Genomic DNA, 20,457 nt, shown 5'->3' on the forward strand with positions numbered 1-20,457 from the left:
TCATGCCTTCTAACATCGAAGAAACCGTTCATCAGATGGGCCGCCAGGCTCGCACGGCCTCATATCGGTTGGCCCAGCTTTCCACCGAGCAGAAAAATGAGATTCTACGTGCGATGGCGGCGTCGATTCGTGCGAAGTCAGCCAAATTGATCGAAGCGAATGCATTAGACCTGCAGGCGGGCCAGGAGAAAGGATTGTCCAAGGCGATGCTGGATCGCTTGAAATTGGACCAGACCCGGATTGAAGCCATGGCTGCCGGCATTGATCAGGTTGCGACGCTGCCGGATCCGGTCGGGCAGGTGCTCGATACATGGGATAGGCCAAATGGAATCCAAATTGAGCAAGTCCGTGTGCCGATTGGGACGATCGGCATCATTTACGAAAGCCGCCCGAATGTGACTGCCGACGCGGCGGTGCTTTGTTTCAAGACCGGAAATGCAACGATCCTGCGTGGTGGGAGTGAAGCCATTCATTCCAACCGGGCGATTGCCGAAGCTCTACAGACTGGCGGGGCAAATGCGGGACTACCCGACCACGCTGTGCAGCTGATCCCATTCACGGATCGGGAAAGTGTCGCCGCGCTAGCCGGGATGGACCAGTGGCTGGATCTGATCATTCCACGTGGCGGAAAGGGCCTGATCGAGGCCGTGGTCTCGATGGCGCGAATGCCTGTGATCAAGCACTACGACGGCATTTGCCATTTGTTTGCTGACAAGGATGCCGATCAGGAAATGGCGGTTGCGCTGACTGTGAATTCAAAAACTCACAAGCCGGGTGTCTGCAACGCGCTGGAGACTCTGTTAGTTCATCAGTCCATCGCAGCCGATTTTCTTCCAAAGGTAGCGGCAGCGTTGCTGGAGAAAGGCGTGGAATTGCGCGGCTGTTCCCGGACACTCGAAATCTTGCCGGACTTGGTCCCGGCTGTGGAAGAAGATTGGGACACTGAGTATCTTGATCTGATCCTCTCCGCCAAGGTGGTCGATTCGCTCGAACAGGCGGTCGCCCACATCAATCACCACGGTTCTCATCACACAGATGTCATTGTCACAGCGAACCAAGCAACTGCGGAGGCTTTCATGCGGAGTGTTGATTCCGCCTGTGTGTTCCACAATGTATCCACACGCTTCAACGACGGTGGTGAATTCGGTTTCGGCGCGGAAATTGGCATTTCCACCGATAAACTCCATGCCCGTGGCCCCATGGGATTAAGGGAGCTTACAAGTTATCAATACCGCGTGAGAGGAAATGGTCAGGTGAAGTCCTGAAAAACTCACGCGATTTGACAAAACTACCGACAAGAAACTCTCTTTCGAGCTTTTAAAGGCAAGAGACCCGGACGAATGGCTCGGGTCTCTGCCGTTTCCTGACCTCACTTAGGTAACATCTGGTGGCGGTCATCAAACTCAAATTGTGATCTGCGACCTAACTGAAATGGGTCTTTTTGAAAACGCCAGCTAACAAAATAATTGAACTCGGTTTTATCCAACGAATGGTTCAAACTTTAGTTTGCATTATGCGGAATATCTAGTAAATCTGCATAGCTTTTATTTTGAATCAATTGCACTTCTATTTGATTTTTGGATATTTTTCTTAGATGGGATTTGACGCTATTTTAGATTTATATTAAATTAATTTTAGCTATTTGTGCTTTCACGATATAGTCTTTGGGTCGAAGCGAAGGTCCCATTTTTCAAGGGGTTGGAGATGAAAAGCTCCCGCCGTTTTTGATGAAATCTTGCAAAATGTTTGAAGACTTTCCTTGACGAGAAACATGGAATTTTCATACTGCCAGATATTCCTCTCTCAGCTCCTCGGCTAGTGGAAATAAACCCATTATAACATCATGAATAAACCCAAATCAGGGTGGGGCTCTATGGCTCTACTCTTATTGTTACTTGCGTCCGTAAGTTCGGCCTCAGCGGCAGAAAAGACTTATCGTTATTATCAGTTTGCGCCGACATTACTTCGGCAAAACACAACGATGACTCAACTATCTGAGTTCCAATTTTTACGGAATGGCACTGTTCTGGATCTTACAGGCGTCGTTATGTCGAACCCAGGAGGCACAAACCTCATCGATGCGAACGAAGGCGCTAATAAGATTATCGATGGTCTAACCACCACCAAATGGCTCGATTCCGCTGGATTGCCGATCCTGATCTTTGACTTCGGCACTCCGACGACGATCGATCAATACAATTTCGCAACAGCGAACGATGCAACAGCTCGCGATCCGATCAGTTGGACTTTTTCGGGTAGCGATGACGGGGAAACCTGGGTTGCCCTCGACGTGCAAACCCTCCACACGACACCAACGACCCGTTATGCCTATGATACAGGCTTCGAGCTGACAGGACGCCCCGTCATCACCAACTTCTCGACGAATAAAACCATTGTGGTCAATGGTGCGAGCGATGTCACTTTATCGTGGGCCGTGGATGATGCGACTTCGGTCTCGATTGACCAAGGAGTCGGCAATGTGGATGCCACTGGCAGCACCACACTGACCCTGCCAAACGGTACCGATACCGCTTACACGATCACCGCAACGAATGATCTCGGCACCAGCACTTCCAAAGTCACTGTGCGAACTGTTGTGGGAGGCACCCTAAACTATCGCTACTACCGTTTTGTGCCGGATAAAATCCGTTCATTGGCGCTGGTTTCCCAGATCCAAATGTCGGAATTCCAACTTTACACGCCATCCGAATATCTGTTCCCGGTTGCGGTGGAAAGTTTGACCGGCGGGTCGACCCCGGCTGCTGAGGTTCCTGCGAATCTCAAGGACAATGACGTCAGCACCAAGTGGCTGGACTACAATCGCATCGGCTTCCTGGTCGATATGGGTGAAAATCCACCTTCCGCGAATGGCTACAGCATCGGCACAGCGAACGACAACGCCCCTCGTGATCCGGTTCGTTGGTACATTGAGGGAAGTGATAACAAAACGGATTGGGTGCTGGTAGACAACGTCACAGGCTTCGACTTCAACACGCCACTGGAGCGCAAGGCTTACTCGGAAGATATTCCGTTTCCGGGTGAGAATGTGACGCCGTTTGCTCCTACCGTTTCATTCGTTGGTGATACCAAGTTGATTGCTGGTGAGAGCTTGGCACTCGCATGGACCGTGACGGATGCTGAAACGGTTACCATTTCCAATATCGGCACGGTTAGCGCATCTGGTTCTACCTTGGTCAGCCCTACGGTTGATACCACCTACACACTCACTGCAACGGGTTCAACGGGGGTCGTAACCACCGCTGAAATTTCGGTCACCATCATCGAATCCGACGTCACGGAGATCAATTATCCGGACTTTGATGAGGCAGGGAATGAAATCTCACTGCTGGAAACTGCGGCGATCACGAACGTATTTGCGACCATTCCATCACCAGCCGACGCGAAGCGTCTTCGCCTGACCGCCAACACAGGAAGCGTGCGGGGAACTGCTTGGTTCCGCCGGAAAGTCGCTGTTGGCAATGGATTCGAGACCAACTTCGGGATTCAACTCATCAGCTCCAGCGGTGGTGCCGACGGGATGTCCTTCGTGGTGCAAAACAGCACGGCGGGGTCTGCCGCTACACCCTTGGTAGACAATGAGAAAGGCCTGGCTGCAAACGCATTGAGCATCGGATTCGACTCCTATCAAAATACCGGTGAACCAAGTGCTGCGCTCTTGCGTGTCATGAATGGTTCTACCGAATTGATTGCCGTTGATTTGGGAACGATCGACGGACTGTCGCTGGGCGGAACGGAGACGGCACCGGACCTGACAAAGTCGGATACCTCATCGGCTCCGTACGCTGTCCGCGTCACCTACGTTCCTGGCGATCTGGACGTCTACATTGATGGAATCCAAGTGGTCACTGACTTGAACATCACCTTGGAAGCCTGCGGCGCAGTCTCTGACGGCAAGGCTTGGGTTGGATTCACCGCCCGCACCGGTGGTGTGGCTGAGTCCCATGATGTGACCAGTTGGACCCTGACGACGGGCGAACCAACCGAGACATCGGTGGATCTGGCCTTGTTGAGCCATGTGATCGATTTGAGCACGAACCAAATCACCCTCACCTGGGCATCTTCAACTGGCACAACCTATCGCATCACGACGTCTACGGACCTTGAAGATTGGAGCACCATTTTGGCACAGGACATTCCAGGAGTCGCTACTCAGACATCGACCACGGTGTCGTTCACTCCGACTGTTCGTCGATTCTTCCGTGTCGAGGAGCAATAGAGATCGGCCAACTCCCGAATCTCACTGGGCCTTCCGGATTACCGGGAGGCCCTTTTTCATGGCTCTTTCACTGGTTCATCAATTCATGGTGAACGATGATCGATGCATCCTTTTGCAGTTGCTCGCGGTATTTCTGAATGGCCTGATTTCGTTTTGCAGCACGCAAGCCGGCGAGGATTTCAGGTTTGGCATCGTCGAAAGACTGCGGCCTGGCAGCTTCTTTTGCCGTCACTTCGGCGAGATGCCAGCCCAATTGGGTTTGGAAAATGGTGGGTTGGTGAAGTGGAAGCGCGAAAAGCTGTTTCGCAAAATCTTCAGGTAATCGTTCCCGGGTCATCCACCCCAGTTCTCCGCCATGATGTTGGGTGGCGGGGTCCATGCTGATTTTTTCCGCCAGTGAATGGAAATCTTCGCTCTCATGGGTCAGCGAAACGAGCGCCTGTTCCAACGTTGCTTTCGCCTGAGCGGATGGCACATCGAGTGTCGGAATGAAAAAATGGCGTGCCTGGATTCGCTCCGGTAATGCGAGTTCCTGCTGGTGGGCATCGAACCAGTCACGGGCGTCTTGTTCGCTGACTTGAGCAAGCGGGCTAATCTGGGAATCGATGAAATGTTCCTGACGAATCAAAACCGCAACCCGGTCCCGCAATGCGGACTCATTTGGAATGCCCTGGCTCTTCATGGCGGTTTCCATTTCGGATTTGTTGGTAAAGCGTCCGAGCAATCGCTTGAGCCGTGCATCCACTTCCTCTTTAGGGACTTGTGGAAATGAGGTGTCGGCAGCGATTTTCTGGTTGAGGAGCTCGCTGTCGATCAATTCAGAAAGCGCTTTGTAGCGGGCGATTTGACGGTCGAGCGAGTTGAGCGAATCAAAGTTCTTTCCCTGAAGCCAGAGCGCTTCGATCGTGGCAAGTTCCAGCTGGCCTCGGGTGATCGAGCGATCTCCCACGCGCGCGATCTCCACATTGGCGCGCGCGCGTTTGATCGATTGCGGGCTGTTGGGAGATGCTTTTTTGAGGCTTTGGCTCAGCGGGCCGTTGAGGGAAAAATCACCGGCCAAGTAAACGATGAGAACCGTGTAAACCAGCAGCCGCAGGGCCAGGAAGAAGCGGAACGGTTTGTTCATGCTTAACGGATCAACGAATCTCAACGGTCACACCTGGACGCACGATGGTCGGCAGGCGGATCGCATCCCAGTTGGCGAGGCGGATGCAACCGGCGCTGCGCGCGCGGCCGATCGTTTCCGGATTGGAAGTGCCATGCATGCCGATGCCGGACCGGCTGGTGCCACACCAGATGATGCCGACCGGGCTGTTCGGTCCTGGTGGGATATTGAGCGCTTCGCTGCCGCGTTTCCCGGTTTCGAGGAATTGTTGATCGTAGCGCCAATAAGGCATTTCGATCATGTTCTTCAGTTCCCAGGTTCCGAATTTCAGGAACTTGTCCTGGCCCGGAGTGATGGGAAATGAAGCGATCAACCCGTGGTTGGGTCGGATGTCGGCCTGTCCGCTTGCGCCGGGTTCAGCGACGATCAGCGCAGCTGGGGCAGCTTCAAAAATTCGGACCTGATTGACCTTCGTGTCCACCACCACGTGGCGTTGATTCAAGGTTGGATCGGCGGGATAAGATTTGCCGGTAACCAGTTCGATTTGAAATGGTTCGACATTCGGCACGATGATCGAGTCATGCGACTTGAGGTTGTTGATTTTCGAGCTGCTGTTGAGCTGGATCAAATAGGGCACATCGCAGTGGTAGCGCTCTGCCATGAACTCGGCGTTGCTGGTGTAAGACATGCGCTTGAGCTTGGCCTGTTCTGCGCGGCTGCTTGGCAAGTTAGGATTCACCCAGTCTTTGATCGCGTCTGGCACCACGGCGACGGCGAAGGCGTTTGGCACGGATTTGCGTGCCGCTGCGGTCACGGCGGTCCAATCGTCCAAGGCCACGCCATTTGCCTCGTTCCATGATCGGACTGCAAGTTCGGTGAAGCGCCCCGGGCGGCCATCGATGATCCCAGGTCCGAAATGGCTTTGATCAAGAAAGATCTGAAGCTGAACGGCGGCGTCACCTTCCGGTTTCGCATTGGCTGGAACGAGCGGCGCAGCCGGCTTGATCGGGGTATCGGCAGTGCTTTCGTCTAACGGCTGCGCCGATAGAACTTCAGCCTGTTTGGTCTGCGGCAGAGGAGGGGTGGGGGCTTTTGACGCGGATGCATTCTCTGCAAATGCAGATGAGGCAGAGGCGAGCGCCAGGCACAAGGGGGCAATCCATTTCAACATGACAAAGTCGGGGCGATGATTACGCAGGAAGCAGGGAGAAGGTTTCAAGTCGGCCAGCAATTGAAGCCGGGACGACGGCGCTCACCAGGATGTCGTCCCCGTCGTATTCGGTGGAAAGAACTTTCGCATCGCGGTGCAACAGGCTCACCAAATCCGCCCGCTTTTGGGGGATACGATATTGCTGCCGCCTCACGCGATCGGCGAGAATCCGGGTGCAGGCGAGGAGAAAGTCTTCCACTCCCTGGCCGGTGAAAGCCGAAGCGTGAACCGCATCCGGATACTTCAATTTCAATTCCGCGAGAGCATCGGGATCCGTCACGCGGTCGATTTTGTTGAGCACCGTAATGACCTGCTTGTCCTCGGCTCCGAGCTCTTCCATGACCTCCAGCGTGGTCTGGTGGAGGCGATCCATTTCTGGCGATGAGGCGTCCAGAACGTGAATGAGAAAATCCGCGAGGACCGCTTCTTCCAAGGTCGCCATGAAGGCTTCAACCAAGCGGTGTGGCAGATTTCGGACGAATCCGACGGTATCGGTGAGCAAAAGTGGCTGGCCATCCGGTAATTCGGTGCGGCGGGTGGTCGTGTCGAGCGTGGCAAACAGCATGTCTTTCGCCATCACTTCGGAACCGCTCAAGCGATTGAGCAAAGTGGATTTGCCCGCGTTGGTGTAGCCGACGATCGCGGCGTGTGGCGTGCCGAGCCGTTCGCGCTCCTTGCGCTGGGTTTTGCGTTGTTTGCGAACGACCTCCAACTCGCGCTTGGCGCGGTCGATCGTGAGGTGGGCGAGTCGCCGGTCGACTTCAATTTGCTTTTCACCCATACCCCGGGAGGCTCCGCCGCCTGCGCCACCCCCTGAGCCCGCGCCTTCGCGGTCAAGGTGCCCCCACATCCGGGCAAGGCGTGGCAGCGCGTATTGCATCCGCGCCAGTTCCACTTGCAGCCGGGCTTCGCGGGTTTGCGCGCGTTTGGCAAAAATATCGAGAATCACTTCCTCACGGTCGATCACGCACAGATCGGCCAGTTTTTCCCACTCCCGTTGCTGGGAAGGAGCAAGGCCGTTGTCGATCACGATGACATCGCACTCATGAGCGCGTGCCAGCTCCACGATTTCCGCAGCTTTGCCGGTGCCGCAGAGGAGTTTTTTGTGCATTTCCCGGCTGCGATAGAGCACGGACTCCGCGACCTCGATGCCGAGGGTGCTCACCAATTCTCCCAGCTCTTCCAGCAGGGATTCGGCTTCGCTTTCTTCGCGCTGATCGAAATAAATTCGCACCAGAAGTGCGCGTTCGACCATATCCGGCTTCTGTCTTACCTCAAACATCCGCGCCACTTATAGCATCGGAAGGACAGACGGCGATGGCAAATTTTTACCGGAAATGCCGGATTCGTCAGCGTCTCTCGTTCCGCATCAGCCGTTCATGCGCCCAAAGCCCCCAAACGACTGCTGCCAATCCAACCGAAAGCAGCAGCGGGGGCAATGCAATCGTTGCCGCGATGCCAACGGGGCCGATGGCTTCAAAGAAAGCCAAATTTTCGAAATGCGGCGCACTCACCACATACATCCGTGCAAGCAGCAGGCAGATCGCCCCCCACGTCATCACGGTGCCGCCTTTGGAACGATGCTGATGCGATAGCCGTGCGGCTGCCAGCCCGATCAATCCCAGTCCGAGCACCCCCGCCATGTTGAGCGGCAGATTGTTGGCGATCAACGCCTCAAGCAATGGACTCATGAGTCGTCGAGGTGCTCGATTCGGTATGGAATTCCGGACGATTGGAGTTTAATGGACGTAAAACTCCCACATGGATCGATGCCCCGAGGCCAAACGCGAGCCAGCCAAGATTCATCAATACCAACTTCACCGCGTGCCAGCCGAGTGCCGCACCCGAAAACTTTTCCACCCAGTCGCCCGTGCGCATGTCCTCGGCGGTGATCGTGATTCGCTCGATCAGTCCGGCTTCATACATCGGCAACAACACCGCGTAACCCAGCCCAAGCGCGAGCGCGCCGAACAACATGATGCGCATGCCCCAACCATTCGATCGCTGAGCCATCCGGCAGGCGAAAATCATCAGAGAAACCCCCATCACCATATAAAAAACCGGTCGCAACGCAGCGATCGAACCCAGTGTCATGAAAGCAAAACACGGCATAAGCGGTTAGCATGCACCTTCTAACAGATTGTTCAAATAGATTCAAAATCACCTTTCCTGATGATGCAGAAAATCCGATTAGTCTGATTTCCTGATGTCGAATGACTCTTTGAAATTTGGAATCCCAAATGAAATCGGGCTGATGACCGACGGTTCCAGGAATCGACCAGCAAGGCAGCTCAACGCATCGGCCAATAATTTTGTCCTGACAATTGATGCTGATTTCGTCTCCAGCGACCCAAGGAGGCGTAAAAAACTTTACAAATTTCAATTTCGAAGACCGTCAACCCCGCAAACCCCTTGCTTCGGCGGGCGATCCAGCCTAAGCCCGGCGCGTCATGAGTGAAGCCGCCCCGCAGCAGCCCCAGTCCACTGAAGCCGAATTAATTGCCGTCCGTCGCGAGAAACTCGCGAAACTGCGCGAACTCGGTGTGGATCCATATGGCGCACGATTTGTGACCAGTCACACGCCAGCAAACCTCCGCGCGGATTTTGCCGAAGGCCTGCAAGTCAAGGTCGCGGGTCGCATCGTCGCCCTGCGCGACATGGGTAAATCCGTCTTCTTCTCCCTCGGCGATGTCCACGGAGCGATTCAAGGATACCTCAGCATCAAGGGATTGGATGAAAATAAAGCTGCCCAGTGGAAGTGCCTGGATCGTGGCGACTGGATCGGCATCGAAGGGGAAACCTTCCTGACCCGCACCGGTGAGCCAACGGTCAAAGTTTCCGATTTCACCATTCTTTCCAAGGCCCTGCGTCCGATGCCGGACAAGTGGCACGGCCTCGCTGATCGCGAAATCAAATACCGCAAGCGCCACCTCGACCTGATGGGCAACGAGGAAAGCGCCAAGCTCTTCGTCACCCGCTCGCTGATGCTCGCGGAAATCCGCCGGTTCTTGCAGGACCGCGGATTCCTTGAGGTCGAAACCCCGATGTTACAGGACGTTCCGGGTGGCGCGGCTGCCCGCCCGTTCGAGACCTTCCACAACGCGCTCGGCATGCCGCTGACCATGCGGATCGCCCCAGAATTGTTCCTCAAGCGTCTGATGGTGGGTGGTTTCACCAAGATTTTCGAACTCAACCGCAACTTCCGCAACGAAGGGATTTCCCGTCGTCACAACCCGGAATTCACCATGCTGGAAGCCTACTGGGCATTCTCGGATTTCGAGGAAATGGCCGATTTGGTGGAGGAAATGACCTGCCATTTGGCGGAAAAGTTCATCGGCACCCTCAAAATCGAGCACAAGAACGAGGAAGGCGAAGTCGTGCGAACGATTGATCTGAGCCGTCCTTGGAAACGCGCCAGTTATCACAGCCTGATCGAAGGCGCTGCCGGTGCGGATTTCTTCAGCCTCACCCCGCAGCAACGCCGCGAAAAATGTGACGAGCTCGGCGTCCAGATTTCTCCGGAAATGGAAGATCACGAGGTGGTGCAGCAGGTTTTCGAAAAGCTGGTGGAGGAAAAAACCTTCGATCCTTGCTTCGTCACCCACGTTTCCAGCGAGCTGGTGCCGCTGGCAAAGGTCACGCCTGGGGGCAAAACCGTCGAGGTTTACGAGCTGATTATCAACGGTCAGGAAATTTCCCCAGGGTATTCCGAACTCAACGATCCAGATGTGCAGAAAGCGCGCTTGGAAGAGCAGTCCGGTGAGGAAACCCACAAGATCGACTACGATTTCATCGAAACTCTGGAGCACGGCATGCCTCCGGCAGGTGGCATCGGCATCGGTATCGACCGCCTTGTCATGATGCTCACCGGTGCTCCAACCATCCGCGACGTCGTCCTGTTCCCCTTGTTGAAAAGGAAGGACTAACGGCTCCGGCCAGCCTATCCTTGCCATTCCCGGCAGCATCCATTTCACTGCGCCCCGCGCAAAACCATGGCACTCATCGTTCAAAAATACGGCGGCACATCCGTCGGCTCGCTTGATCGCATCCGCAACGTCGCTGCGCGCATCAAACGCACCCGTGACGAAGGCAACCAAGTGGTGGCTGTCGTTTCAGCCATGTCTGGCGTCACGGATGGTCTGATCAAAATGGCCAAGGAGCTTTCGGAAACCCCGACTGAGCGCGAAATGGACGTGCTTCTGGCCACCGGCGAGCAGCAATCGATCGCTCTGGTCGCCATGGCTCTCAATGAGTTGGGCGTGGAAGCTGCCTCCATCACCGGCCGCCAAGCGGGCATTCACACGACCGGATCCCACACCCGTGGCCGCATCCTGAATTTGGACCCGAGCCTGATGAAGGAATTTCTCGATGCCGGTAAAACGCTGGTCGTCGCCGGTTTCCAGGGCGTCACTCCCGATGGCATGATTCACACGCTCGGCCGTGGCGGCTCGGATTTGACGGCGATTGCGGTCGCCGCCTCGATCAAGGCCGATGTCTGCCAGATTCTTACCGACGTCGATGGCGTCTACACCTGCGATCCGCGGGTGGTGAAAAATGCCCGCAAATTGCCGGAGATTTCCTACGACGAGATGCTTGAAATGGCCTCGTCCGGCTCCAAGGTCATGCAATCGCGATCGGTCGAATTCGCGAAAAAATTCGGCGTTATTTTTGAAGTTCGCTCCTCCCTCAACGACAACCCAGGAACCCTCGTGTTAGAAGAACATCCCACCATGGAAAACGTTGTCATCCGCGGCATTTCCATCGAGCGCTCACAAGCCCGCGTCACCATCACCGGCATTCCGGATGAGCCAGGTATGTCGGGCATCATCCTGGGCGCACTCGCGGATGCGGAGATCAATTTGGACATGATCGTCTCGAACATCGCGCACGATTTCCGGGCCCGTCATTCGTTCACCATGCATTCGAGTGACCTCGGTCGCGCTCAAGCTGCGCTCAAGCCGGTATTGGCAGAGCTGGCACCGGATGCCTCGATCGAGACCGAAGCCGGCATTGCCAAGCTTTCGGCAGTCGGCATCGGCATGCGATCCCATTCCGGCGTTGCGTCCACCATGTTCAAAGCCCTGGGCGACAAAAACATCAACATCGGCATGATCTCCACCTCCGAGATCAAAATCGCCGTCACCGTGGATGAAGTGCACATCGAGGACGCCGCCCGCGCCGTCCACGACGCTTTCCACCTCGACCGCCAGCCGGGTTGAGGGACCGGGTGATCTCACGGATGCTTTGAAAGCATCCACTCGTTTGCGGAAATATCACCAGATTGCTGTAGCCGATCAAAATACTCGCTCCACTCGGAATCCGGAATGCTGTCATAGCTCATGAGGCCAACAACCCGTTCACTTTGTTTTGCCAGCTCTTTGTTTCGCTCACGATTGGCGGCGATCTGCCCTTCTGCTTCGGGAGTATCTTGAACTCGGAGGGCGTTGGACAGGATACTATTAGCCATGATTGAGTTTGGCAGGTGATTCCCAGAACTTCGAATCTGGTTAACCAATATCATCTGGTTTTTGAATATTTGCTCTCGCATTTCCGCATCCTCACCTTTCGGAGTCGACGTCGCAGCCTTATTTAAACCTCTGGATAAGTGCCCAAGTTGAAATAGCGATGGATTTCCGGAAGAAGAGATCGCTCCAAATTTAGACTCCAAGGGTGAGAAGCTTGTGCTCAGAAACGCTTCTTCAGTATTTCGTATTTGGTCATTCAAATACGATTCAATCGATTTGTTCTGTCCTAGCTCCATCTCCTGCAGCGCGGCTTCTATATCTCCCTGATCCAGTAGCGCTTTTGCGCTAAGCAAGTTTCCAAGTGCATTATCCGGATCAACGCGCTTCAGAGTTTCGAGTGTTTTCAATGTCTCAGCGGGATCTGAAGTGATTTGTAAAGAGGTTAGCAGAACCCGTGGATTTTCCGGATCATTCTCCATCGCTTCCCTGAGATAGGAGCCATCGTGCGATAGATCGTATGCGGTCAGCAAACTTTCGGAGCTGCGGTTTTTGGAGGCGAGGTAAGCTTCGATTTGCTCTGGGGTGAGTTTGAATTTTTCGGAATTATTGATGAGCCTTCGCATCGTGGATCGGTTTGCACCGACTGGTCGTTGATGGGCTCTGAAGTTGCCGGCGTTGGCAGATTCACCGGCTTCCCTGAGTCTGGAAGATTGTGCATGCGATGCTCCGAGGGCGAACATTCGTAAACTCCATCGGTCGCGTAACATGAAGATGCAAACCAAGGCCGCTACCAAGACGAGTCCGGCAGCGGTGATTTTGAGAGTGCGTGGGTTTGCTTTCATGGGTTTGCAATCACACCAATTGCCGCTACATTTATGGATGGCGGTAAGTCTGACTTTTAAACGGCGCCACCCAGATGGCGCAATCCGAAAAGTCCTAAGCGCAATTTTTCACGAATTGCAAAATCCGCATGGTCTTCGTTCGAAATCCAAATCGGCGTTGCCAAGCTTTCAGCCGTCGGTATCGAGATATGACCTTACGGATGCTTTGAAAGCATCCACTCGATCGCGGAGATTTCACCAGATTGCTGCAGCCGATCAAAATACTCGCTCCACTCGGAATCCGGAATGCTGTCATAGCTCATGAGACATCCTATCCGTTCGGCTTGTTTTGCCAGATCTTTGTTTCGCTCACGATTGGCGGCGATCTGCGCTTCTGCTTCGGGAGTTTGTTGAACTTGGAGGGCGTAGGACAGGACCCTATCAGCTACGATTGAGTCTAGCAGGTAATTCCCAGAACTTCGAATCTGGTTTGCCATTACCAACTGGTTGTTGCGTATTTGTTCACGTATTTGCGTATCTTCGTTGTCCTGTATTGAAGTCGCAGACTTCATCAAGCCTCTGGATAAATCGCCAAGCCGAAGCCGAGATGCGTTGCCACAAGAATTGAGAGCGCTAAACTTAGACTCCAAGGGTGAGAAGCCTGCGCTCAGAAACGCTTCTTCAGTATTTCGTATTTGGTCATTCAAATACGATTCTATCGACTTGTCCTGACCTAGCTCCATCTCCTGGAGCGCTGCCTCAATATCTCCCTGATCCAGTAGCGCTTTTGCGCTAAGCAAGTTTCCAAGTGCATTATTCGGATCAACGCGCTTGAGGACTTCGAGTGTTTTCAGTGTCTCAGCGGGATCTGAAGTGATTTGTAAAGAGGTTAGCAGAACCCGTGGATTTTCCGGATCTTTCTCCATCGCTTCCCTGAGATAGGATTCATCGTTAGATAGATTGTATGCGGTCAGCAAACTTTCGGAGCTGCGGTTTTTGGAGGCGAGGTAAGCTTCGATTTGCTCTTGGGTGAGTCTGAAATTTTCGGAATTATTGATGAGCTTTCGCATCGTGGATCGGTTTGCACCGACTGGTCGTTGATGGGCTCTGAAGTTGCCGGCGTTGGCAGATTCTCCGGCTTCCCCGAGTCTGGAAGATTGTGCATGCGATGCTCCCAAGTCGAGCGTTCGCAAACTCCTTGGATCGCGTAACATGAAGATGCAAACCAAGGCCGCCACCAAGACGAGTCCGGCAGCGGTGATTTTGAGAGTGCGTGGGTTTGCTTTCACACTGATTCCGGCTGCATTTATAGATCGCGGTAAGTTTGATTTTTAAACGCCACCAACCAAGTGGCGCAATCCGAAAAGTCCTAAGCGCAATTTTTCACGAATTGCAAAATCCGCATGGCGTTCGTGAGTTCTTGCGCTTGAATGACATCATGCGCGACGAGCTTTTGAAAAACCCGGTATTTGCCATGGCGGCGGAACAATTCGACAAGGTGGCGGATTTTCTGGATTTGTCAGATGAGCTTCGGGAGCGCTGCAAATGGCCGAAACGCTTGATCACGGTCACGGTGCCGGTGCGCCGCGATGATGGCAGCACCGAACTCTATTTCGGGCACCGGGTGCAACACCACCTGACGCGCGGCCCGGTGAAAGGTGGCTTGCGCTATCATCCGGCGGTCGACCTGGGCGAAGTCGCGGCCTTGGCGATGTGGATGAACTGGAAATGCGCGCTGATGGACCTGCCCTACGGCGGTGGCAAAGGCGGGATTTGCTGCGATCCCCGCAACATGTCGATTGCAGAGCTGGAGCGGATGACGCGCCGCTTCACGATGGAAATGATTCCCTTCATCGGCCCGGAAACCGACGTGATGGCTCCGGACATGGGGACAAACGAGCAGACGATGGCGTGGATCACCGACACCTATTCCACCCATGCCGGTCACTTGGAGCCCGCGATCGTCACCGGCAAGCCGCTGACCCTGCAAGGCTCTGCCGGGCGCACCCAGGCCACCGGGCACGGCGTGGCGTTCCTCGCCTCCAGCGCGCTCAACAAGCTGGATTTGCCGGTGCGAGGCTCAACCGCCATCGTGCAGGGATTCGGCAATGTCGGCTCACACGCCGCGCAAACGATGGCTTCGTATGGCATGAAAGTGATCGGGATTTCCGATGTGAACGGGGCGATCTGGAATCCGGAAGGAATCGATGTGAAAGCTTTGAAGGCCTATGAAATCGAACATCGCACGGTTGTCGGCTTCCCAGGTGCGGAGCCGGTGGATCCGGCGAAAATGTTGACTGAACCTTGCGATGTTCTGGCCCCCTGCGCGCTCGATCGGGTGATCCATGGCGATAACGCCGGTCAATTGCAGTGCAAGATTTTGGCCGAAGGTGCAAACGGTCCGACCACGCCTGAAGCGGATCGCATCATTGACGCGCGTGGTGATATTTTCGTGATTCCAGACATTCTTTGCAATGCGGGCGGTGTCACCGTTTCCTACTTTGAATGGGTGCAGAACCTGCAGCGATTCCAGTGGACCGAGCGCGAGGTGATCACGAAGCTGGAAACCCGACTGCACGCGAGCTTTGAAAAAGTCGTTGGATTTGCCCAGCGGAACAACATTTCCCAGCGCACGGCCGCGCAGGCGATCGCCATCAAAACCGCGGCCGATGCGAAGGCGGCACGAGGGATGTTTCCCTAATCTGCGCCAGCTCAGCGTCTGCGGCGAACCACGCGTGCCGCCGCAATTTCCGCCATCAGCCGGTGCAGGATCAGCCGGTGATCCAGCCCGGTTGTCACCAGTGACTGGTCGGCGCGCAAGGTTGACTCGAGCACGCTCTGCAGGCCTGCGAGGTCAAAATTTGCCGCGCCATGAACGGCGAGAAACACCGGGAACACGTTCACCCCGCTGCCGTCTTTTTTTTGCGGCAACCAGGCTCGGTCCGACTCCGGCAGGCGGTTCAGCGCGCCGGCGAAAGCGCCGTAGTTGCCTGCGGAAATCTTGAGTTTATCGACGATCAACTTCGCCATGAAGAGATTCCGGATCGTCGGAATGATCGAGGCACGCATGATGCCGATCGCGGATTCGTCAGCTTCCAATTGCTGATCGATCAACGAGATCGCCCGTGCGGTATCGCCTGACTGGATTGATTTTCCGATTTCGAAAACCACGGCAGCGCGGCTCAGGGGGACCATCGTCCGCACGTCATCTTCGGTGACGAGGCGCCGGTCCGGACCGAGATAGAGGTCGAGTTTCTCCAGTTCGTTGCCGATTTGCTGGGAAGCCTCGCCTGCGAGGAGAACGAACAATTCCAGCGCATCGTGCTCGAATTCCAGGCCCAGCTCATCGGCTTTACGACCGACCAAACGTGCGACCTGATCCATCCAGTCGTCGCGATTGGTGTCGATTTTGTCGAACACTTGCACGGTGGCGCTTTTTTCGATGAATTTCCAGAAGCCACGGCGTTTGTCGATGCCTTGCGCGGTGAGGAGAAATTTCACGCCGTCCGGCAGACCTTTTTCCAGGGTTTCTCGCAGTTTTTCCACGCCAGCCTCGGTGCGTTGGGAGCGGCCGGTGACGGAATCTGACAAGAAATTCACGTTGCGGAGCCACACCACCTTGTCGCCGCCGAACATCGGCATCGTCAGCAAGGATTGCACGGTGGAGGAGCAAATTTCGTAGGCGGAATCGGAATTATCCGCGATCCCATCGATGGTTTCGTGGGTGAATCCGTCGTCAACGCCGCCGGTCAGTTGATTGAAAAGCTGCAGGGATTTTTCGCGCACTTCGCCTTCATCACTGCCGACGAGGGCGAAGAAATTGCCGCTTTTCTTGGGATTCGCTTTTGCCTTGGCCGCCACGCACTGGTCTTAGCGAGCGGCCCGCCGTGGCGCAAGTCCGGGGATCGCCGAGTCGGGCGAGATCCCGATGGATCAATAGCTGACAACCAGGCGAATGAAGCGTGAAGCTCCGTCCTGGGCGACTTCCGCGGTGCGCAGGCCGTTGGCATCCGGATCGGAAAGGCTGACGCCGTCCGTGGTCCAGTTTTCCAGATCGGTGCTGGTTTCTGCGGTGTAGGTCACGTCGGAACTGTTGCCGTAAAAACTCAGGCTCATTTCGTCGTCAGCCAGTACTGGCTGTGGCATGCTGCTGGCGAGGTTTTCGCTTGGATCAAGATTCAACGCGTAGGCCATCAGCAGGCTCACTCCGTCGCTATTGGTATCGGTCGCCATGCTGGTTCCCGGGGAATAGCCATTTCCTGTCAGCCATGTGGCAAAGGAGGAGGGAATTTCCAGGGCAACCGCTGGGTAACCAAGCCAGGTCGGGGATTCGAAGCCAGTACTACTCGAGTAGTAGTAAACGGTGAACGCGTCTGCGGTGTGATCGAAGACGCTTTCCCCCATGTCGGGCGCGTCTCCATTGAACAGCGCCCATTCCAAACTCAGGCAGGAATCGAATGAATCATCGCCAAGAGTTGTTAGAGCCTCCGGAAAGGTTACTCCCGCAAGGCTGGAGCAGCCGGCAAAGCACCAATCGCCAATCGAGCTGATGTTGGTAGGCAGTTCGACGGATTCCAGCCCGCTGGCATAGTAAAATGCATCAGCGGGCAGGTCCGTGAGGCCCGAGGGGAGGCTAACTGAAGTAAGAAGGTCACAATGGGCGAACGCACCCTCAGCGAGTGATTCCACCATGACAGGAATCGTATAGTCGCCCAGCTTTCCCTCCGGGCACAATACGACTGACGTCTGACTTGCATTTAATAGCACGCCATCCTCGCTGCTGTAGGTGGGATTTCCTGATGAGACAGAAATCGACACCAATGAGTCACAATCCTGGAAAACCCGATCTCCGATTGAACTCAGGGCGTCGCCCATTGTGATTGTAGTGAGTGCTCCGCATCCATGGAATGCATCGTCGCCCAAGGTGACGAGCGATTCCGGCATCGTGAAGGATGCCATTGCGGAACAATCGTAAAATGCTGCATTCCCGATTTCGGTGACTGCGTCTGAGAGACTGAGCGTTGTCAGGCTCGTGCAATGATCGCAAAGCTGGCCGGGGATCGTGGTGATCGAATCGGGAATCGTGAGAGAAACGAGACTCTCACAATTTAAGAAAACCGACTCGCCCAGCGTGGTCAGGCCATCGGGCAAGCTGATGGTGGTCAGGCTTGAGCAATCGGCAAATGCCCCACCATCGATTTGGGTGATGGAGCTTGGCAAGCTGATCGATGCGAGAGCGGTGCAACCCTGAAAGGCGGAGATGCCGATGCGGGTGACATTGACCGATGAGGCAAAGGTAATGCTGGTGACTGCGGTCTGGTTTTTGAAGGCCGCGGCTCCAATTTCGCCAACCACATAACCATCCACCGTGGAAGGAATCGCGATCGCCCCAGAAGGGGAGGCGGTGCTGGTGAAACCGGTGATGGTCGCCACACTGTCCTGCAGCACGTAGGTGTAAGTCGAATCCGCGAGCGCGTGGCTGGTGAACACAAGGCCAACCAAGGAAGCGATGGTGAGGTAAGTTTTCATCATTTGGTTGCTTTAGCCATCATTGCACCGTCGTGACCGTGCTGCTGGTGGTGAAGGTTTTTAAGGTGGTTCCTCCGGTCACAGTTGCGCCGGTGTAGAGTCCGTGGAATTCGGTGCCGCCGCTGACGGTCGCGCCGCTGACCAGAGTGTAGGTGGTTCCTGATGCCAGCGTGGGCGTGCTGAACAACATGGTCATGGATGACGAACTGCTGCCACCGCCACCGCCGCCGCCCGGTCCACCGCCGCTACTGCCGCCGGAGTAGGTTCGAGGAAGTTTGTAAACCAGGATGTTGCCGCTGGAGGATTTGACCTGAAGGATGACATCCGCCGTTCCAGTTCCTTTGTAAATGACGGATTTCTGGGTGCTGGAAGATGAGGTTGGTGTGCTGGTTGCGCCGCCGGTTCCGATGAGTGTGCCGCCGGTGATGGCGAAGTTGTTCGAGTCGCAATCGAATCCTTCTTCCGGCGAAGTGGTGCCGGAGCTGATGATCGTGCCGCCGCTGAAAGCAAATGTGCCGTTGGAATCGATTCCGTCGTTGCCGCTGCTGTAGGAGTAAACATTGCCACCGGTGACCGTGATTTTGGTGGCGGCGTTGATGCCATCGTCATACGCATTCACTTCAATCGTGCCGCCATTGATGGTGAGGGTGCTTTTACTTTCCAGACCTTCGCCGCCTTCTTCTTGGGTGGTGGCCGTGATGGAGCCGCCATTGATGGTCATGGCTCCCTCGGATTTGATCGCTTTCGGATTGGCGTAATCGGCGCTTTGACCCGATCCACTTACGGCAACTTGCGCTCCGGTGGTGTTCGCGGAAATCACTGGCGATTCGTCGTTTCCAAGCACGCCGAGGACAGCTGCTCCGTCACAGGAAATCGCGTCGCCCGCGGTGCCGGTGCTCGTGGCCAGAATGGAGCCGCCGGTAACCGTCAGATTTCCATCAGATTTCACGCAGTCGGCGGAAGCAATGTCCCGCTCTCCGCTCCCGTTGGTAAACGTCGCAGAGCTTCCGCCGCTGGTGAAAATTCGCATCTCCCCGCCGGTAACGGTCATGTTGCCGTCGGTAGAAATTCCTTTGCCGGCCAGGCCGGAGTGTAAAATTTCGATTTGCCCGCCATTCACGGCAAGGTTGCCGCCGCACTTGATCGCGGTGCAGTAAGAAGGATCGACATAGGTGGACGAGTCCTCGGTGACCGATTCCAGGTAAACACCGCCGGTCAGGTTGAACGCGAGGCTGCCACCGTTGATGGTGATGTCGGAATCGGATTTCAGCGCTTTGGATTGGTCACCCTCGACCACGAAGTTCAGCAAACCGCCATTGATGGTTAGCGCGCCGTCGCAAGCGATTCCCTTGGTATCATCGTCCACACTGACATCCGAGATCGTGCCGCCGTTGATCACGATGGTGCCTTCATCGCCATCGATGCCATCGCCTTGGGCGGAAAGGGTCAGGCTGCCCTGATCCATTTGGAAAGATTCGCTGCAATGAACGCCATCTTTCACTGCGTCTGACACGGTCACGTTGCCACCGAGAAAACGGATCGATGTTCCGCCGTAGATGGCGTGGGATTTTGTTCCGGTGATGTCCAGGCTTCCCTTGCCGCTGAAAATGAGCGGTCCAGAGCTGTAAAGTGTTCCTGAGCCATCACGTTCATATGAACTCGCATCTTGGATCGAGTTGGTGGTTTCTGCTGCCAGCACGACAAAGGTGCGGGCCTCTGAGGTGACGGAAACAGCAGGGCCGTCCGAACTCGTGAGATCCAGCCCGGCCAAAGTGACTTTCGATGGCTTGTTGCTGGTGATTTCCACGTAGCCATTGGTCGATGTTCCGGAGAGTAGGTATTCGACACCAGCCACTTCGGAAACGATGGAAATGCTCGCTCCGTTGGTGCCGGTTGTGACCGTTACGCCTGCTCCATTGGTGATGGTGGCATCCGTGCCGTTGAATTCGATTTGAACGGTTTTGTTAAAATCGGAATCCTCCACGTAGTCGCGGTCCGCTGCGCTTGCGTGGCTCGCAATTGCGCAGAAGATGCATGCCGCTCCAAATGTGTTCCTTGCTCTCATGAATCAGGCGGCAGCGTAGCACGCC

Annotated in this window: 15 protein-coding genes; 5 read left to right on the forward strand and 10 right to left on the reverse strand. The window is 55.2% G+C overall.

Translation table 11 applies throughout. The features are described 5' to 3' along the window. The first annotated feature begins 2 nt into the window (after positions 1 to 2). Positions 3 to 1,265, forward strand: coding sequence for a glutamate-5-semialdehyde dehydrogenase (locus JIN85_RS05485; protein ID WP_200268431.1), 1,263 nt, complete (start codon positions 3 to 5; stop codon positions 1,263 to 1,265). A 716-nt stretch (positions 1,266 to 1,981) separates the two neighbouring features. Further along, the gene (locus JIN85_RS05490) at positions 1,982 to 4,237 is read left to right on the forward strand and encodes a discoidin domain-containing protein (RefSeq protein ID WP_200268433.1); all 2,256 of its coding nucleotides are present in this window, start codon (positions 1,982 to 1,984) and stop codon (positions 4,235 to 4,237) included. A 67-nt stretch (positions 4,238 to 4,304) separates the two neighbouring features. Here JIN85_RS05490 and JIN85_RS05495 read toward each other — a convergent pair whose 3' ends face one another. The 5 genes from JIN85_RS05495 to JIN85_RS05515 form a co-directional block, all read right to left on the reverse strand. Next, entirely contained in the window at positions 4,305 to 5,363 is a 1,059-nt protein-coding gene (locus JIN85_RS05495) for a peptidylprolyl isomerase (protein WP_200268435.1), read from the reverse strand. A 10-nt stretch (positions 5,364 to 5,373) separates the two neighbouring features. Next, complete coding sequence (locus JIN85_RS05500) at positions 5,374 to 6,513, reverse strand: L,D-transpeptidase family protein (RefSeq protein WP_200268437.1); 1,140 nt, start codon at positions 6,511 to 6,513, stop codon at positions 5,374 to 5,376. Between the two features lie 19 nt (positions 6,514 to 6,532). Then, positions 6,533 to 7,834 (reverse strand): GTPase HflX, encoded by a 1,302-nt coding sequence (hflX, locus tag JIN85_RS05505; protein ID WP_200268439.1) that lies wholly within the window; start codon positions 7,832 to 7,834, stop codon positions 6,533 to 6,535. Between the two features lie 67 nt (positions 7,835 to 7,901). Next, the gene (locus JIN85_RS05510; RefSeq protein WP_200268441.1) at positions 7,902 to 8,243 is read right to left on the reverse strand and encodes a hypothetical protein; all 342 of its coding nucleotides are present in this window, start codon (positions 8,241 to 8,243) and stop codon (positions 7,902 to 7,904) included. Further along, entirely contained in the window at positions 8,227 to 8,646 is a 420-nt protein-coding gene (locus JIN85_RS05515) for a hypothetical protein (RefSeq protein ID WP_200268443.1), read from the reverse strand. The genes JIN85_RS05510 and JIN85_RS05515 overlap by 17 nt, the downstream gene beginning before the upstream one ends. A gap of 356 nt (positions 8,647 to 9,002) precedes the next feature. Here JIN85_RS05515 and lysS point away from each other — a divergent pair, with 356 nt between their 5' ends. Beyond that, on the forward strand, positions 9,003 to 10,478 hold the full coding sequence (gene lysS / locus JIN85_RS05520; protein WP_200268445.1) for a lysine--tRNA ligase: 1,476 nt from the start codon (positions 9,003 to 9,005) through the stop codon (positions 10,476 to 10,478). Positions 10,479 to 10,544: 66 nt separating this feature from the next. Next, positions 10,545 to 11,771, forward strand: a complete 1,227-nt coding sequence (locus JIN85_RS05525; RefSeq protein WP_200268447.1) for an aspartate kinase — start codon at positions 10,545 to 10,547, stop codon at positions 11,769 to 11,771. 14 nt (positions 11,772 to 11,785) lie between these two features. Here the strand turns inward: JIN85_RS05525 and JIN85_RS05530 are convergent, their stop codons facing one another. Both JIN85_RS05530 and JIN85_RS05535 read right to left on the reverse strand, forming a co-directional pair. After that, complete coding sequence (locus JIN85_RS05530) at positions 11,786 to 12,496, reverse strand: hypothetical protein (protein ID WP_200268449.1); 711 nt, start codon at positions 12,494 to 12,496, stop codon at positions 11,786 to 11,788. Positions 12,497 to 13,053: 557 nt separating this feature from the next. After that, positions 13,054 to 14,127, reverse strand: a complete 1,074-nt coding sequence (locus tag JIN85_RS05535) for a tetratricopeptide repeat protein (protein WP_200268451.1) — start codon at positions 14,125 to 14,127, stop codon at positions 13,054 to 13,056. A 101-nt stretch (positions 14,128 to 14,228) separates the two neighbouring features. Between JIN85_RS05535 and JIN85_RS05540 the strand changes: the two genes are divergently transcribed. Beyond that, positions 14,229 to 15,539, forward strand: coding sequence for a Glu/Leu/Phe/Val family dehydrogenase (locus JIN85_RS05540; RefSeq protein WP_234047255.1), 1,311 nt, complete (start codon positions 14,229 to 14,231; stop codon positions 15,537 to 15,539). Between the two features lie 11 nt (positions 15,540 to 15,550). Here the strand turns inward: JIN85_RS05540 and holA are convergent, their stop codons facing one another. The 3 genes from holA to JIN85_RS05555 form a co-directional block, all read right to left on the reverse strand. Next, positions 15,551 to 16,699, reverse strand: a complete 1,149-nt coding sequence (holA, locus tag JIN85_RS05545) for a DNA polymerase III subunit delta (protein WP_200268453.1) — start codon at positions 16,697 to 16,699, stop codon at positions 15,551 to 15,553. Positions 16,700 to 16,771: 72 nt separating this feature from the next. After that, entirely contained in the window at positions 16,772 to 18,370 is a 1,599-nt protein-coding gene (locus JIN85_RS05550) for a leucine-rich repeat domain-containing protein (protein ID WP_200268454.1), read from the reverse strand. A 16-nt stretch (positions 18,371 to 18,386) separates the two neighbouring features. Continuing rightward, positions 18,387 to 20,432 carry a carbohydrate-binding domain-containing protein gene (locus tag JIN85_RS05555; protein ID WP_200268456.1) on the reverse strand — a complete coding sequence of 682 codons (2,046 nt, stop codon included), beginning with the start codon at positions 20,430 to 20,432 and terminating at the stop codon, positions 18,387 to 18,389. Between the last annotated feature and the right edge of the window lie 25 nt (positions 20,433 to 20,457).

It is taken from the genome of Luteolibacter pohnpeiensis (assembly GCF_016595435.1).
Taxonomy (GTDB): domain Bacteria; phylum Verrucomicrobiota; class Verrucomicrobiia; order Verrucomicrobiales; family Akkermansiaceae; genus Luteolibacter; species Luteolibacter pohnpeiensis.